Source organism: Luteimicrobium subarcticum (assembly GCF_002798015.1).
Lineage (GTDB): Bacteria > Actinomycetota > Actinomycetes > Actinomycetales > Cellulomonadaceae > Luteimicrobium > Luteimicrobium subarcticum.
The window spans coordinates 92033-107647 of the sequence record NZ_PGTZ01000006.1; the positions used below are offsets into that span (position 1 = coordinate 92033).

General features: G+C 75.2%; 13 protein-coding genes. 5 read left to right on the top strand and 8 right to left on the bottom strand.

Annotated elements, in window-relative coordinates; all coding sequences use genetic code 11:
- Window positions 1–22: 22 nt before the first annotated feature.
- The 3 genes from CLV34_RS01015 to CLV34_RS01025 all read left to right on the top strand — a co-directional run bounded on the left by CLV34_RS01015 (window position 23) and on the right by CLV34_RS01025 (window position 2542).
- A complete protein-coding gene (locus tag CLV34_RS01015; RefSeq protein WP_100348428.1) occupies window positions 23–853 on the top strand; it encodes a glutamate ABC transporter substrate-binding protein in 831 nt (276 codons plus the stop codon).
- Window positions 854–959: 106 nt separating this feature from the next.
- Window positions 960–1655, top strand: a complete 696-nt coding sequence (locus CLV34_RS01020) for an amino acid ABC transporter permease (RefSeq protein WP_281255154.1) — start codon at window positions 960–962, stop codon at window positions 1653–1655.
- Window positions 1652–2542: an amino acid ABC transporter permease gene (locus CLV34_RS01025; protein WP_100348429.1), complete on the top strand. Its 891-nt coding sequence runs from the start codon at window positions 1652–1654 to the stop codon at window positions 2540–2542. The genes CLV34_RS01020 and CLV34_RS01025 overlap by 4 nt, the downstream gene beginning before the upstream one ends.
- 34 nt (window positions 2543–2576) lie before the next feature.
- Here the strand turns inward: CLV34_RS01025 and CLV34_RS01030 are convergent, their stop codons facing one another.
- From CLV34_RS01030 to CLV34_RS01050, 5 genes are all read right to left on the bottom strand, one after another.
- Window positions 2577–3098, bottom strand: a complete 522-nt coding sequence (locus CLV34_RS01030; RefSeq protein ID WP_157803647.1) for a regulatory protein RecX — start codon at window positions 3096–3098, stop codon at window positions 2577–2579.
- An 80-nt stretch (window positions 3099–3178) separates the two neighbouring features.
- Window positions 3179–4255: a recombinase RecA gene (gene recA / locus CLV34_RS01035; RefSeq protein ID WP_100348431.1), complete on the bottom strand. Its 1077-nt coding sequence runs from the start codon at window positions 4253–4255 to the stop codon at window positions 3179–3181.
- Window positions 4256–4449: 194 nt separating this feature from the next.
- A complete protein-coding gene (locus CLV34_RS01040; RefSeq protein WP_245858867.1) occupies window positions 4450–5241 on the bottom strand; it encodes an MBL fold metallo-hydrolase in 792 nt (263 codons plus the stop codon).
- Window positions 5238–7460 carry an alkaline phosphatase family protein gene (locus CLV34_RS01045; RefSeq protein ID WP_100349112.1) on the bottom strand — a complete coding sequence of 741 codons (2223 nt, stop codon included), beginning with the start codon at window positions 7458–7460 and terminating at the stop codon, window positions 5238–5240. The genes CLV34_RS01040 and CLV34_RS01045 overlap by 4 nt, the downstream gene beginning before the upstream one ends.
- A 102-nt stretch (window positions 7461–7562) precedes the next feature.
- Complete coding sequence (locus CLV34_RS01050) at window positions 7563–7793, bottom strand: DUF3046 domain-containing protein (RefSeq protein ID WP_100348432.1); 231 nt, start codon at window positions 7791–7793, stop codon at window positions 7563–7565.
- A 77-nt stretch (window positions 7794–7870) separates the two neighbouring features.
- On the opposite strand from CLV34_RS01050, the gene CLV34_RS01055 reads away from it, so the two are divergent.
- Together CLV34_RS01055 and CLV34_RS01060 are read left to right on the top strand one after the other, a co-directional pair.
- Window positions 7871–12985, top strand: a complete 5115-nt coding sequence (locus tag CLV34_RS01055) for an Lhr family helicase (RefSeq protein ID WP_100348433.1) — start codon at window positions 7871–7873, stop codon at window positions 12983–12985.
- 4 nt (window positions 12986–12989) lie between these two features.
- Window positions 12990–13871 carry a DNA-formamidopyrimidine glycosylase family protein gene (locus tag CLV34_RS01060; RefSeq protein ID WP_100348434.1) on the top strand — a complete coding sequence of 294 codons (882 nt, stop codon included), beginning with the start codon at window positions 12990–12992 and terminating at the stop codon, window positions 13869–13871.
- Here CLV34_RS01060 and CLV34_RS01065 read toward each other — a convergent pair.
- The 3 genes from CLV34_RS01065 to pgsA all read right to left on the bottom strand — a co-directional run bounded on the left by CLV34_RS01065 (window position 13835) and on the right by pgsA (window position 15601).
- The gene (locus CLV34_RS01065; RefSeq protein WP_100349113.1) at window positions 13835–14224 is read right to left on the bottom strand and encodes a helix-turn-helix domain-containing protein; all 390 of its coding nucleotides are present in this window, start codon (window positions 14222–14224) and stop codon (window positions 13835–13837) included. The two genes, CLV34_RS01060 and CLV34_RS01065, sit on opposite strands and share 37 nt — an antisense overlap.
- Window positions 14225–14469: 245 nt before the next feature.
- Window positions 14470–14994 carry a CinA family protein gene (locus CLV34_RS01070; protein WP_100348435.1) on the bottom strand — a complete coding sequence of 175 codons (525 nt, stop codon included), beginning with the start codon at window positions 14992–14994 and terminating at the stop codon, window positions 14470–14472.
- A 16-nt stretch (window positions 14995–15010) separates the two neighbouring features.
- Window positions 15011–15601, bottom strand: coding sequence for a CDP-diacylglycerol--glycerol-3-phosphate 3-phosphatidyltransferase (gene pgsA, locus CLV34_RS01075; RefSeq protein WP_100348436.1), 591 nt, complete (start codon window positions 15599–15601; stop codon window positions 15011–15013).
- Window positions 15602–15615 lie beyond the last annotated feature (14 nt).

Genomic DNA, 15615 nt, shown 5'->3' on the forward strand with positions numbered 1-15615 from the left:
AGGAACCGACGAAAGGGACACCATGCGCACACGACTCCTCAGCGCGGTGGCACTCGCCGCCGCTGCGACGCTCGCACTCTCCGCCTGCGGCAGCGGCAGCGGCGGTGACGACAAGAAGATCACCATCGGCATCAAGTTCGACCAGCCCGGCCTGGGATTCCAGGCCGGCAGCACGTACAGCGGCTTCGACGTCGACGTCGCGACCTACATCGCGAAGAAGCTCGGGTACGACGCGGACCAGATCACGTGGAAGGAGTCGCCGTCCGCGCAGCGTGAGTCGCTCCTGAGCAGCCACCAGGTCGACATGGTGGTCGCGACCTACTCGATCACGGACGAGCGCAAGAAGACCGTCGCGTTCGCCGGGCCGTACTTCGTCGCCGGCCAGGACCTCCTCGTCGCGAACGACAACAGCGACATCACCGGGCCCGACGCGCTCGCGGGCAAGAAGCTCTGCTCGGTGACCGGCTCGACGTCGGCACAGAAGATCAAGGACACGTACGCCGACACCGTCCAGCTGGTCGAGTACCCCGGGTACGCCGAGTGCGTCACCGCGCTGACCAGCGGTGCCGTGGACGCCGTGACCACCGACGACATCATCCTCGCGGGCCTCGCGGCACAGCCGCAGAACAAGGGCAAGGTCAAGCTCGTCGGGAGCCCCTTCTCGGAGGAGAGCTACGGCGTCGGCATCCCGCAGGACTCGACGCAGTGCCAGGCGATCAGCGACGCCATCACGTCGATGATCTCCGACGGCTCGTGGCAGAAGTTCCTCGACAAGAACACCGACGGCACGGGCTACAAGCCCGACGCGGACAAGAACCCGCCGACGGTGGCGCCCTGCGGCGCCTCCAGCTGACGTGACGGCCGGGGACGACGGCTCGCACCGTCGTCCCCGGCCGTGACCGTGCACGGCAGGCGGCGCGTCCGGCTCGGACGCCCGCACAGGATCGACGGGAGGGACGGTGAGGACGCTGGGCAGCGACTCGGGGTTCGGCGAGCTCTTCAAGCAGTACGACGTGCTCGGGGCGTTCTGGGTGAACATCCAGCTGACCCTGTGGTCGGCACTGTTCGCCCTGGTGATCGGGACGGTCCTCGCGCTGTTCCGCATCTCGCCGGTGGGCTCGCTGCGGTGGGCCGGGACGGCGTACGTCACCGTCTTCCGCAACACCCCGCTGACGATCATCATGGTGTTCCTCACCCTCGGGGTGTGGGCGCAGCTCCACGTGACGCTGTCGGACGACCTGCAGAAGAACTTCTTCCGGCTCGCCATCGTCGGCCTCTCGGTCTACACGGCCTCGTTCGTGTGCGAGGCGATCCGATCGGGCGTCAACACGGTGCCGGTCGGGCAGGCGGAGGCGGCGCGCGCGATCGGGCTGACGTTCCTGCCCGCCGCGCGGATCGTGATCCTCCCCCAGGCGTTCCGTGGATCCGTCGCACCGCTCGGGAGCACCCTCATCGCGCTCACCAAGAACTCGACCGTCGCGTCCGTCGTCGGGGTCTCGACCGAGACGTCGAGCCTCATGAAGAACATGCTCGAGTTCAACTCGAGCCTGCTCGTGGCGATCTTCCTGACGTTCGCGATCGGCTACGTGATCCTCGTGATCCCGGTCGGCTTCGCGACGACCGCGCTCTCGCGCAGGCTGGCGGTGCAACGATGACCGACTCGACCGTGCTGTTCGACGCCCCCGGACCGAGGGGCCGACGCCTCATCGCGATCGGCAACGTCGTGGGCGTGCTCGTCGTGGTCGGCGGTCTCGCCGTGGTGGTCCGCGCGTTCGCCGAGAACGGCCAGCTCGACGGCGCCCTCTGGTCGCCCCTGCTCACCGCCGACGCGTGGAAGAACTTCTACCTGCCGGGCCTGGTGTCGACGCTCGAGGCCGCCGCCGCGTCGATCGCGCTCGCGCTGCTGTTCGGGCTCGTGTTCGGGCTCGGGCGGCTCGCGTCGAGCCGCTGGGTGCGGGCCGCGAGCGGGACGGTCGTGGAGTTCTTCCGTGCGGTGCCCGTGCTGCTCATGATGATCTTCTTCTCGCTGTTCTTCGCGTACAACGGGGTGTTCCAGTCGCAGTACATCCCCTTCTTCGCGGTCGTGGTGTCGTTGATGCTCTACAACGGCTCCGTCATCGCGGAGCTCGTCCGGTCGGGGGTGCACAACCTGCCGCGCGGGCAGCGGGAGGCGGGGCTCGCGATCGGGCTCACGACGGGGCAGTCGCTGCGCACGGTCGAGGTGCCGCAGGCCCTGTCCGCGATGCTCCCCGCACTGCTCAGCCAGCTCGTCGTGGCGCTCAAGGACTCCGCGCTCGGCTACGCGATCGGGTACACCGAGCTGCTGCAGCAGTCCCGTCGGCTCGGTGCCGCGCACGGAAACATCTTGCAGTCGCTCTTGGTGGCCGCGGTGATCTTCGTGATCGTGAACTACACGCTCACCACGCTCGCGCAGCGCGTCCGCCGACGCCGTCGGCACCACCACGCGGACGGCGGCGAGCCCGGTGCCGCGGGCGGCATCGTGGGAGCCACTCCCCCGCCGATCCCCGCTCCCGCGCGCTGAGCGCGGCCCGGGAAGGCCGCCGACATTCTCACCGTCAGGCGTCGTCGAGATCCGACGCATCGGCGAGCTCGTCGCGCTCGACGCCGAGCTCTTCGCTGACCACGCGCAGCGCGAGCCCGGGCGAGTACCCCTTGCGGGCGAGGGTGCCGACGGCGCGCCGGACGCGGACGTCACGGTCCAGCCCCACGGTGCGCCGCAGGCGGGCGCGTGCCACGGTGCGCGCGGCCTCGAGCTCGGTGTCGTCGTCGACCTGTTCGAGGGCACCGGCGATGTCGTCGTCACCGATGCCGCGGCGGCGCAGGTCGGCGGCGATGCCCCGACGCGACAGTCCGCGCTCGGCGAGCCGGCTGCGGGTGACCATGCCGGCGAGCGCGGCGTCGTCGAGGAGGCCGACATCGACGTACCGCTCGACGATCTCCTCGACGACGTCGTCGGCGTGGCCCCTCTGGCGCAGCGAGTCACCGAGCTGCTTGGCGCTGCGGGGTGCGCCGGAGAGGATCCGGAGCGCAACCGCGCGGGCCGCCTCGAGCTGGTCCTCGCGCGACCCGGTCGGCACGGCCGACACCTCGTCATCGGTACGGCGGGCTCGGGGCGACCGCGGCGGCCGCCCCGAGCCCGACCGGCCCGACGTGCCCGTCAGAACGGCGACTCCGCGCCGGCCTTCCCCTTGGCGGCGGGAGCCGCTGCGGGCGCATCCTCGGCCGGGACGTCGACCTGCGGGCCGACGCCGAGCTTCTCCTTGATCTTCTTCTCGAGCTCGTTGGCGAGGTCGGGGTTGTCACGGAGGAACGACCGCGCGTTCTCCTTGCCCTGCCCGAGCTGGTCGCCGTCGTAGGTGAACCACGAGCCCGACTTGCGCACGAACCCGTGCTCCACGCCCATGTCGATGAGGCCGCCCTCGCGGGAGATGCCGACTCCGTACAGGATGTCGAACTCGGCCTGCTTGAACGGCGGTGCCATCTTGTTCTTGACGACCTTGACGCGCGTGCGGTTACCGACCGCGTCGGTGCCCTCCTTGAGGGTCTCGATGCGGCGGATGTCCAGGCGGACCGACGCGTAGAACTTCAACGCCTTGCCACCGGTCGTCGTCTCAGGCGAGCCGAAGAAGACTCCGATCTTCTCGCGGAGCTGGTTGATGAAGATCGCGGTGGTGCCCGACGCACTGAGCGCGCCCGTGATCTTGCGCAGCGCCTGCGACATGAGTCGCGCCTGCAGACCGACGTGGCTGTCGCCCATCTCGCCCTCGATCTCGGCCTTGGGCACGAGGGCCGCGACCGAGTCGATGACGATGATGTCGAGCGCGCCGGAGCGGATCAGCATGTCCGCGATCTCGAGCGCCTGCTCCCCCGTGTCGGGCTGCGACACGAGGAGGGCGTCGGTGTCGACGCCGAGCTTCTTGGCGTACTCGGGGTCGAGGGCGTGCTCGGCGTCGATGAAGGCCGCGATACCGCCAGCCCGCTGCGCGCTGGCGACCGCGTGCAGGGCCACCGTCGTCTTGCCGGAGGACTCGGGGCCGTAGACCTCGACGACGCGGCCGCGCGGCAGGCCGCCGATGCCGAGCGCGATGTCGAGCGCGATGGAGCCCGTGGGGATGACGTCGACGGGGGCGCGACCCTCCTCGCCGAGGCGCATCACGGATCCCTTGCCGAAGTTTCGGTCGATCTGGGCGAGGGCGGCCTCGAGCGCCTTCTCGCGGTCTGCTGGTGCGGGCATCTGGGCCACCTTCGGGCTGTTCGCGCCTCCGCGGCGCGTGGCTGCTGGACTCATCGGGGACGACGCTACGGGGAGCCACCGACAACGTCGGCGTGCCACCCGCGAGCTGTGCACACCGCCTCGGACTCCCGGGGCTGTGCACCACGATAACCGAACAGGTGTTCGATCCGCCGCGACACGCCCGGACCGGCGCGTCAGGCCGCCGCGACCTCGTCCGACCCGCCCGGGCGCAGCACGAGCACCCGTGTCGTCGGGGCCACGCGTGCCACCTCGACCGCGAACAGCTCGCCCGGTCGATCCATCCAGCCGGGGGGCAGGTAGCGGCCGCCCGGCGCGTGCAGCGTCCCCCAGTGGACGGGCACCGCGGCCCGGGCGCCCACCAGCGCGCACAGCTCCGCGGCCTGCAGCGGGCCCATGTGGCCGCCGGACAGGCGCGGTCCCCAGCCCGAGACGGGCACCAGCACCACGTCCGGCGGCCCTCCCGCGAGCTCTGGCACCGCGGCGAGGCCGCCGAACAGCTCGGTGTCCCCGACCGCCCAGACGGTCAGCGCCCCTCTGCCGTCGGCGCCCGCGAACCGGACCAGGTGCCCGTTCGCCGCGTTCGGGCGGTGCGGCATCGGCCGGTGACCGTGCACCGCCGGCGTCAGCCGCACCGAGACGCCCGGGGCCACGTCGAACCACTCGTCCGGCCTGAGCCCCGTGCCGCCCGCGATGCCCCGCGACCGCAGCCACCGTGCGTTCGCCGGAGCCGTGAGCACCGGGACGTCGCCGAGCAGCCGCAACGACGACAGCTCCGCGTGGTCGTGGTGCAGGTGCGACACGACCGCGGCAGCCGCCCCCTGCCACACCCGCTCCGGGCGCGGCCCCCGGCGCCGCAGGACGCCGGCGTGCCGGCCGAGCAACGGGTCCGTCACGACCCGCACGCCGGCCCGTTCGAGCACGACGGTCGAGTGGCCCAGCCACGTCATGCGGACGGCGTCCGTCACGGGCGCACCCGGTCCTCGCTCGGGGCCTTGCGCGGGGCGTCGCTCACGGTGTCACCACCGGCGTCGTCAGCACCGTCGGCAGGCGCCCGCTCACCGTGCTCCTCGAGCCACGCGACGAGCTGGCGGTGGACTGCGTCGGCGCCCACGAGCATCCGGGCGCCGCCGACGTCGGACCGCAGCGCGTCGTCCACCTGCCACGCCGTGGGATGCAGCAGGACCGCGTGGTTCTGCTCGCCCCCGAGCCCGCCGTGCGACCCGACGAGCCCCTCGAAGGGGTGGACCATCCCGGCGTCGTCCACGGACGACACCACGAGCACGTCGGGCGACCCGGGCAGCCGTGCCGCACGCGCGAGGTCGGCGGCGGCCTGGGGGCCGTACCGGGCCACGGGGTCGTGTGCGCCGTCGGCGACGGGAGCCGGCGCACCGGGTCGGTCCGGGTCCGGCACGAGCCGGCGCACCCCGGTCTCGTCCACCGCGACGGCCACGCCGTCCTCGTCACGCACGACGACGACGCCCACGCCGCGGTGCGCAGCGAGGCCCGGCACGAGGTCGGGCCAGCGCTCGACGAGCCGCCCGAGACGGACCGGGCCGGCAGGGTCGGCCAGCCAGACGCCCGCGAAGTTGCCGGATGCCGCGACGACGACGTCGGCGGCCGCCGCCTGCGCGTCCGGCTCGGGCCCGATGGGGTCCTCCTCGCGGGGCGTGCCACCGAGGGCGCGCAGCGCGACCGCGACCTGGCGCCAGTCCTCCCGGCGCGCGCGACGCTCCGACGCGCCGTGCGCGTCCGGCCGCCCGACCGCCGCCGACTCCGGGGCCATGAGACCGGTCACGACGTCGGAGAGCGTCACGCCGAACGCCTGCGCGAACGGCTCGCCCAGCGACTGCCCGTGGTCCGACAGCACGACGACCTCGTAGGGCCGCGCCGTCTCGCGCCCGAGGCTCGCGAGCAGCCCGACCACGCGGTCGAGCCCTTCGAGCGAGCGCAGCGACTCCGGGCGCAGCGGCCCGGCGTGGTGCGCCACCTCGTCGTAGTCCACGAAGTCCACGAAGACGACCGGGGCGCCGTCCACCATCGCCTCCGCGACGAGCGACGTGTTGAGGTCGCGCAGCAGCACGTTCGTGATCGCCCGCAGGACGGGGTAGGCACCGAGGCGCGAGACGCGCGGCTCGACGCGCCGCACCGTCTGCTGCCACCCCTGGTACAGCTCCTTGAGGAGCTCACCGACGGTCAGGAGCGCGGCACGCGCCAGGACGAACGGGCTCGAGAAGAACTGGACGAACGTCGCCCCCGGGCCCAGGCCCGCCCGCGCGCGGCTGACGACGAGCAGGCTCGACGCCGCGTCGCCCGAGAACATCGTCGACACGGCGACGCCGCCGCCGGCGAGGAGACCGCGCCCGTCCGAGAGGCGTTCCTCGAGGACGGCCGCGTCGGCCGGGTGGTTGGTGACCAGGAGGCGGCCGAGGTCGCGGTCCCACCAGCGGAACGCGGGCACGTGGTCGGCCGCGCCGTGCAGCAGCCCGGCCTGGCTCGCGGGCGTCGTCGACGGCACCTGCGCCCACCACGTCTCGGCGCGGTGCGTCCCGGCGCGCAGCCACGACGCGAGGTTCGGCGCGAGGCCCGCACGGACCGCGTGCTCGAGCGTCGGGGCGGCGAGTCCGTCGAGCTGGACGACGAGCAGGCCGGGCGTGGTGGTCGGCCGGGCCGGCGCCGGCCCGCCGCCCGCGTCCCGGCGCGCGGCGCGGCGGGCCCCGCGACGCGCCCGCCGCCGCAGGTCCCCGAGCGCGTAGTCGTTGTCGCGCAGCCCGATGAGCCAGCGCCCCACGACCATGACGACCGCCGAGAGCAGCAGCACCGCGACCGCGTCCCACACCGACTCGGCGCTCACGCCCGGCAGGAGGTTCAGGGCGGCCCACGCGACCGCGAGCTGCGCGAGGAGGCCCAGCAGCAGCGCCCCGCCAGGCCCGAACCGTCGCGCGAGGACCCGCAGCGGCGCGCGCAGCAGGGCGTCCCCGAGCGTCACGACGAGCGCCACGAGCAGCACGGACCACCACGACGACACGTGGACGTCCGGCACGACCACCAGCGCGACGCCCAGCCCGAGCGTCGTCGCCACGAGCGACCACACCGAGTTCCACAGGTCGGTCGCGAACGCCCCCGCGCGCCGGTCCGCGAGGTCGGCCCCGTCCTCCGGCCGGAGGTCGTGCCCCGAAGTCGTCATGGTCCGCCCTCTCTCGCGTCGGGTGCTCGTGCCGTCGGGTGCGCCTCCCGGCGGCTCAGCGCCGTCGGGCGGCCGCCGTCGTTCGTCGACGCCCTGCGCCACTCATCGTGGCGGTGCCTGACGGTACCGGTCGCTGCCCCAGCGCGCGCTGTCGGGGACGTCCATGGCGTCGCACAGCGCGTGCCAGACGGTCCGCGGCTCGACGCCGGCGTCGAGGGCGGCCTGCGCGGTGCGCGAGCCGAGCTCCGTCAGGACCTGCGTGCCGACCAGGGTGCGGCCGTAACCCTCCCCGTACACGTCGTCGACCAGGGACCAGAACTCGCTGTAGCGCACGGGTCCAGCCTGCCACGACCTGCACGGCGACCGTCGTCCCGCCTGCCGGTGTCGGCGGCCCCGGACACAATGGGCGCATGGCCGCCCCGGACCCGAACCCTCTCGCAGGCTTCGGCGCTCCGACGCGCGACTGGTTCGCCGGGGCGTTCGAGGCGCCCACCGCGGCGCAGGCGGGTGCCTGGGAGGCTGTCGGCTCGGGTCGCCACGCGCTCGTCGTCGCGCCCACCGGCTCGGGCAAGACCCTCGCTGCGTTCCTCTGGTCGATCGACCGGCTCGTGCGCCCCGACGCGGAGCCGGCGGTCCCGGCCGAACGCTGCCGCGTGCTGTACGTCTCGCCGCTCAAGGCGCTCGCCGCGGACGTCGAGCGGAACCTGCGCTCCCCCCTGACCGGCATCCGGCAGGCGGCCGCCCGGCGGAACGAGCCCGTGCGCGACGTCGAGGTCGGCCTGCGCACGGGCGACACGCCCGCCCGCGAGCGCCGCGCGTTCCCCACCGCTCCCCCGGACGTGCTGGTGACGACGCCCGAGTCACTGTTCCTCGTGCTGACGTCGGGGGCGCGGGCGGGGCTCGCGGGCGTGCAGACGGTGATCGTCGACGAGATCCACGCGCTCGCGGGCACGAAGCGCGGCGCGCACCTCGCGGTGTCGCTCGAGCGGCTCGACGCGATGCTCCCCGCCCCGGCGCAGCGGATCGGGCTGTCGGCGACGGTCCGTCCGGTCGACGCCGTCGCCCGGTTCCTGGGTGGTGCCCGGACGGTGCCGGACGGGGGTCGCGAGGTCGTGGTCGTGCAGCCGCCGTCCCGCAAGGAGCTGCGCATCGACGTGGAGGTGCCGGTCCCGGACCTCTCCGACCTGGCCGCGACGCCGGCACGCGACCGCGGCGCGCCCGGGCGGGGCGCGGAGGACGGGCTCCCGCCCCTGCCGCCGGGCGAGCCGGACCTCACGGGCGCCGCCGCGATGCCGCTGCCGGGCGACCCCGGCGTGCCCGCGGTCGGCGGGGCTCCCGGCGCGGGCGCGGCGACCGACGGCGCGGCACGACCCGGGAACCGGTCGTCGGTGTGGCCGCACGTCGAGGAGCGCATCGTGGACCTCGTCGCGCAGGACACGGGCGCGGCGCCCGGGGCGGGCGGGCGGGTGAACCGGTCGACGCTGGTGTTCACCAACTCGCGCCGCGGGGCCGAGCGCCTCACGGCACGGCTCAACGAGCTGTGGGCGGAGCGGCAGGGCGAGGAGGTCCTCGACCCGGGGACGGTGCGGGCGGCGCAGGTGCAGGCCCAGTCGGGTGCGAGCGCGGGCGTCGAACCGGTCGTGGCGCGCGCCCACCACGGCTCGATGAGCCGGGCCGAGCGCACGCGCACCGAGACCGAGCTCAAGGAGGGCCGCCTGCCGGCCGTGGTCGCGACGAGCTCCCTCGAGCTCGGGATCGACATGGGGGCGATCGACCTGGTCGTCCAGGTCGGGTCGCCGCCGTCCGTCGCGAGCGGCCTGCAGCGCCTCGGGCGTGCGGGCCACCAGGTGGGAGCGGTGTCGCACGGCGTGGTGCTGCCGACGTTCCGGGGCGACCTGGTGCCGTCGACGGTCATCGCGCGGCGCATGCGCGCGGGCGAGATCGAGGCGGTGCACGTGCTGCGCAACCCGCTCGACGTGCTCGCGCAGCAGGTCGTCGCGATGGTCGCGCACGACACGTGGGCGGTCGACGACCTGGCGACGGTGGTGCGCCGGGCGGCGCCGTTCGAGGGCCTGACCGACGGCGCGCTGACGGCCGTCCTCGACATGCTCGCCGGGCGGTACCCGAGCGAGGACTTCGGCGAGCTGCGGGCGCGGGTGGTGTGGGACCGGGCGGCGGGGACGCTCGCCGGCCGGCCGGGCGCGGCGCGGCTCGCGGTGACGAGCGGCGGCACGATCCCGGACCGCGGGCTGTACGGGGTGTTCCTCGTCGGCGCGGACGACGCCACCGTCGACGGGACGGCGAGCGCCGGAGGGGACGCCGACGCGGGCGTGGCGCGCGGCCGGCAGGCGCGCCGCGTCGGCGAGCTCGACGAGGAGATGGTGTACGAGTCGCGCGTGGGCGACACGTTCACGCTGGGTTCGAGCACGTGGCGGATCGAGGAGATCACGCCGGACCGGGTGCTGGTCTCGCCCGCGCCCGGGCTGCCGGGGCGCCTGCCGTTCTGGAAGGGTGACTCCCCCGGTCGGCCGGCCGAGCTCGGGCGGGCCGTCGGCGCGTGGGTGCGCGAGACGTCGGCCGCGGCGACGGCCGACCCGTCCGCCGCGCACGCGACGCTGCGCGCCGACGGGCTCGACGACTGGGCGGCCGACAACCTGCTCGCGTACCTCGCGGAGCAGCGGGCCGCGACCGGATCGGTGCCCGACGACCGCACCGTGGTCGTCGAGCGGTTCCGCGACGAGCTGGGCGACTGGCGCGTCGTCGTCCACTCGCCCTACGGTGCGCGCGTGCACGCGCCGTGGGCGCTCGTGGTGGCGCGCCGGCTGCGCGAGCGGCTCGGCGTGGACGTCTCCGCGCTCCACTCGGACGACGGCATCGTGCTGCGCGTGCCCGACGCGGAGGACGTGCTCGGCGGCTGGGACGACGCGTCCGGCCCGGACGCTCCGGGCGCCGCCGGCGGGGTCGGGACGGGCGGGGTCGGGCTCGACGACCTGCTCATCGAGCCGGACGAGGTCGTCGAGCAGGTCCGGGACGCCCTCGGCGGCTCGGTGCTCTTCGGCGCGCGCTTCCGCGAGGCCGCGGCGCGGGCCCTGCTGCTGCCCCGCCGGCGCCCGGACCGGCGGCAGCCGCTGTGGCAGCAGCGTCAGCGCTCCGCCCAGCTCCTCGCGGTCGCGTCCCAGTTCCCGCAGTTCCCGATCGTGCTCGAGGCGGCGCGCGAGTGCCTCCAGGACGACTTCGACACGGCCGCCCTCACGACGCTCATGGACGAGGTGCGCTCGCGCCGCGTGCGGGTGGTCGAGGTGACGACTCCCAGCCCGTCGCCCTTCGCCCAGTCCCTCCTGTTCGGGTACACCGCCCAGTTCCTCTACGACGGTGACGCCCCGCTCGCGGAGCGGCGCGCCGCAGCCCTCGTGCTCGACCCGACGCTCCTGTCCGAGCTCCTGGGGGCCGAGGGGGCCGGCGACCTCGCGGACCTCCTCGACCCGGACCAGGTCGTCCGCACGGAGGACGAGCTGCAGCACCTCGCCCCGGACCGCCGGGCGAAGGACGCCGAGGCGCTCTGGGACGTGCTGCGCCGGGTGGGACCGCTGCCGGGGCGGGAGGTCGTCCGGCGCGTGCGGGACGAGTCCGCGGACGACGTCCCGCGCTGGCTCGCCGGTCTCGAGGCGGCGCGCCGGGTGGTGCGGGTCCGCGTCGCGGGCGCGCCCGCCGACGACGTCGAGCAGTGGGCCGTGGCCGAGGACGCGGGCCGGCTGCGCGACGCGCTCGGCGTCGCTCTGCCGGTCGGTCTGCCGGAGGCGCTGCTCGAGCCGGTCCCGGACGCGCTGGGCGACCTGGTGCGCCGCCACGCGCGCACGCACGGACCGTTCCCCGCGGCGGACGTCGCGCACCGGTTCGGGCTGGGGAGGGCGGTCGTCGCGGACGTCGTGGCGCGGCTGGTCGCGAGCGGGGTCCTGGTGCGGGGACGGCTGCGGCCCCCAGCGCTCGGCGGGACCGGCGACGAGGTCTGCGACGCGGAGGTGCTGCGCCGGCTGCGTCGCCGGTCGCTCGCCGCCCTGCGCGCCGAGGTGGAGCCGGTCCCCCCGGAGACGCTCGGCGTGTTCCTGCCGCAGTGGCAGAACGTCACGGACGGTTCGTCGCACGGTGCCCCGCCGCTGAGCGGCGCCGACGGCCTGCTGCGGGTCGTCGAGCAGCTCTCCGGGGCGGCCGTGCCGGCGAGCGCGCTCGAGTCGCTCGTCCTGCCCTCCCGGGTGCGCGGCTACACGCCCGCGCTGCTCGACGAGCTCACCACCTCAGGCGAGGTGCTGTGGTGCGGGCACGCCGCGATCGCCGGCTCGGGCGGCGGCGACGGGCTCGTGAGCCTCCATCTCGCCGACACCGCGCACCTCACCCTGCCCGACGTCCCCGCGCTCGACGACGTCGGCGCGGGCACCGACCTGCACCGTGCCGTGCTCGACGTGCTCGACCGGTCGGGCGGCGTGTTCGTCGGACGGCTGGCCGAGCTGGTCGAGGCATCACCCGTCGCGGTGCTGGAGTCCCTGTGGGACCTGGTGTGGGCGGGCCGCGTCACCAACGACGGGCTGGCCGCCCTGCGGAGCCGGCTCGGGACGGCGGGCGGCGCGCACCGGGCCCCGCGCGCGCCCGCACGGGCGCGGCCGATGACGCGGCGCGCGGGCTTCGGCCTGGGTGTCGGACGCACGGCCCGGGACGACCTGCGCGGCGGGACCGGGCGGTGGGCCGCGCTGCCCGGGCGCGAGCCCGACGCCACGCGCCGGACGCACGCGCTGACGTCCGTGCTGCTCGACCGGTACGGCGTCCTGACGCGCGGGGTCGCCGCCGCAGAGGACGTCACCGGGTACTTCCGGGGCGTCTACCGGGTGCTCGCGGAAGAGGAGTCGCTGGGACGGGTGCGGCGCGGGTACTTCGTCGAGCACCTCGGAGGGTCCCAGTTCGCGCTGCCCGGCGCGGTCGACGTGCTGCGCGCGCACGCCCAGGACCTCGAGCTGGCCCGGCAGTCCGACACCGGCCCGGGTGGCGCCGGCTCGGGTGGCGCCGAGGCGCGTGGCGCCGGACGGGCGATGCTGCTCGCCGCGACCGACCCCGCCAACCCGTACGGCGCGGCGCTGGCCTGGCCGGTCGCGGCGCCGCCGGTCGCCGGCACGCGCGCCCGGCCGGGTCGCAAGGCCGGGGCCGTCGTCCTGCTCTGCGCCGGCGAGCTCGTCGCGTACGTCGAGCGGGGCGGCCGCTCCGTGCTCACGTTCACGCCCGACGAGCGCGCACTGCGGGCGGCCGCGGACCGGCTGGTCGGTGCGGTGCGGGCGGGCACGCTCGGGCGGCTGACGGTGCAGCGCGTCGACGGCGCGCCGACGCTCGACGGCGTGCAGGGCGGGCGCGGCACGACGCCTGCGACGCGTGCGCTGCTCGCCGCGGGCTTCACCGTCGCGCCGAGCGGCCTGCGTGTCGCGCCCGGTACGACACCGACGGGCACGACACCGACGGGCACGACACGCCCCGGGGCGAGGTGAGGAGGTGCCCGAGGGGGACGTCGTCCTGCTGACGGCCCGGCGGCTGCACGCGGCGCTCGCCGGACGACCGCTCGTCCGCGCGGAGCTGCGCTGGCCCACGGTGGCCGAGGCCGGGCTCGCCGGGTGCACCGTCCGGGAGGTCGTCGCGTACGGCAAGCACCTGCTCGTGCGCCTCGACGACGGGCGCACCCTGCACACGCACCTGCGGATGGACGGGTACTGGCGCATCGCCCGGACCGGCACGCCCGAGGCGCGCGGCGCGTCGCCCGGCGTCCGTGCCGCGCTCGCGAACGACCTGTGGACCTGCCTCGGGCACCGCCTCGGGATGCTCGACGTCGTCGCGACGCGCGACGAGCACCGGCTCCTGTCCCACCTCGGGCCGGACCTGCTCGCGGACGACTTCCCGGACCGCGTGGACGAGGCCGTCGGTCGCCTGGTCGCCGCGGACGCGGTCGGCGGGTTCCACCACGAGCGCCCGCCCGCGGTGGGTCTGCCCGTGGGCGATGCGCTGCTCAGCCAGCAGGGCGTCGCCGGGATCGGGACGATCTACGCGTCCGAGTCGCTCGCGGCGGAGCGAGTCCACCCGTGGGCCGCGGTCCGCGACCTGGGGCTGCCGTCGGGAGGCGCCCGCGACGCCGTGCTGCGCCGCGTCCTGCTCACGGCCCGCCGGCTCGAGCAGGAGGCGCTGGTCGCCCGCGGCGGCCCGGCGGACGTCCCCCGGGCGGTCTACGGACGCGAAGGACGGCCGTGCCGACGATGTGGCACGGCCGTCCTGCGGGGGGTCGTGAACCTGCCGCCCTACGAGCGACAGCTGTACTGGTGCCCGGCCTGCCAGCCGGGACCGGGGCCTCAGCCCACGGGGGCCAGGTCGTCGGGGGCGCGGTAGCCGCGGGACGGCTCGCGCAGGAGCTCGCGGACGAGCTCGTCACGGGAGTCCCCCACGGGCGGCGCCGCGAGCGCCGACATGGTGAGGTCGGCCGGGACGGTGTCGGGGATCGAGAAGCCCTCTGCGACCGCGACCCGGTCGGAGACCTCGCGGAGCACGAGCCACAGGGGCACGTCGAGCGCCTCGCAGATCGAGCCGAGCAGCTCCGAGGACGCCTCCTTCTGGCCGCGCTCCACCTCGCTGAGATACCCGAGGGAGACGCGGGCCGCTGACGACACCTCACGCAGGGTCCTGCCCTGGCGCTGCCGCACGTCGCGCAGCACGTCCCCGATCTCGCGTCGAAGAACGATCATGTGGCGACCCCCTCCCGTCGTCATGGCTGCTGGTTCGTCGACCACCTTGCGGTGCAGCGCGTGGTGCGGTGCGGTGCGTCCCGTGGTGCTGCGTCCCATCGGCCTGTTGGCTATCACGCCAATCTAACAGCACGGGCTCCGCCGTTGTTCCGTGGGAGCGGTGCCGCGCGGCGTTTCGCCCGGACCGGTACACGACCGTCACCTCGTCGAGACCGGTCCGTCACGCGCGGACCGGTCACGCGGGGTCACGCGCCGTCGGCGGCGCCGTCGTGCCCGGCGGCAGGGCCCGGCAGGCGTGCCCACCGCAGCGCGAGCGCGAGCGCGGCCTCGACGGCAGCGCCGCGGACGGCCGACCGGTCGCCCCGCAGGTCGAGACGTCTCGTCGTCACGCCGTCGGGCGTGGCGACCGCGACGTGCACGCGCCCGGGCTCCTTGCCCTCCTGCAGGTCGGGACCCGCGACGCCCGTCGTCGCGAGCCCGACGTCGGCTCCCGCGACGCGTCGCACGCCCTGCGCCATCGCGGCGGCGGTCTCGTCGGACACGGCGCCCGCGCGGGCGAGCAGGTCGGGGTCGACGCCGAGAAGGGTCGCCTTGAGGTCCGTCGCGTACGCGACGACGCCACCGCGCAGGACGGCCGACGCCCCTGGCACGGCGACGAGCGCGCTCGTCAGCGCGCCGCCCGTGAGCGACTCGGCGGCGGCGAGCGTCCACCCGAGGTCCGCGCAGTGCCGCAGCAGCCGGGCAGCCGTGTCCGTCGGCTGGTCCGTCACACCGTCTCCCGCCCGGTCACGCGGCGCGGCTCTCGCGCCGCAGCCGCCGCATCCCGACGAGGTAGTCGACGCCCGTGACGACCGTGAGGACCACGGCCAGCAGCATGAAGCCCCAGGCGATCCAGGTGACCGGGTCCGGCAGGGTGTCCAGCGGCGCGACGAACAGGCCGATCGCGACGGTCTGCACGACCGTCTTGAGCTTGCCGCCGCGCGACGCCGGGATGACGGCCTGGTCGATCACGACGAACCGCATGACGGTGATGCCCACCTCGCGCACCAGGATCACGATCGTGACCCACCAGGGCAGGTCGCCCAGCGCCGACAGGGCGACCAGGGCCGCGCCCATGAGGGCCTTGTCGGCGATCGGGTCGAGCAGCTTGCCGAGATCGGTCACGAGCCCGCGGGACCGCGCCAGCCACCCGTCGAGCCGGTCCGTGGACGCCGCCAGGCCGAACAGCACGAACGCGGCCCAGCGCCACCCGGTCGAGTGGCCGCCGTCCTGCAGCAGGAGCACCAGGAACACCGGGACGAGGACGATGCGCGCGACCGTCACCGCGTTGGCGACGTTCCACTGCGCACGCCACCCCAGGCGGTCCGGTCTGCTCATCCCGCCAGCCTAGG

What these genes read in the sequence shown, in the direction of transcription:
- CLV34_RS01015 (WP_100348428.1), top strand. Translation starts at nt 23, where the DNA reads ATGCGCACACGACTCCTCAGCGCGGTGGCACTCGCCGCCGCTGCGACG.
- CLV34_RS01025 (WP_100348429.1), top strand. Translation starts at nt 1,652, where the DNA reads ATGACCGACTCGACCGTGCTGTTCGACGCCCCCGGACCGAGGGGCCGA.
- recA (WP_100348431.1), bottom strand. Translation starts at nt 4,255, where the DNA reads ATGCCCGCACCAGCAGACCGCGAGAAGGCGCTCGAGGCCGCCCTCGCC.
- CLV34_RS01045 (WP_100349112.1), bottom strand. Translation starts at nt 7,460, where the DNA reads ATGACGACTTCGGGGCACGACCTCCGGCCGGAGGACGGGGCCGACCTC.
- CLV34_RS01055 (WP_100348433.1), top strand. Translation starts at nt 7,871, where the DNA reads ATGGCCGCCCCGGACCCGAACCCTCTCGCAGGCTTCGGCGCTCCGACG.
- CLV34_RS01065 (WP_100349113.1), bottom strand. Translation starts at nt 14,224, where the DNA reads ATGATCGTTCTTCGACGCGAGATCGGGGACGTGCTGCGCGACGTGCGG.
- pgsA (WP_100348436.1), bottom strand. Translation starts at nt 15,601, where the DNA reads ATGAGCAGACCGGACCGCCTGGGGTGGCGTGCGCAGTGGAACGTCGCC.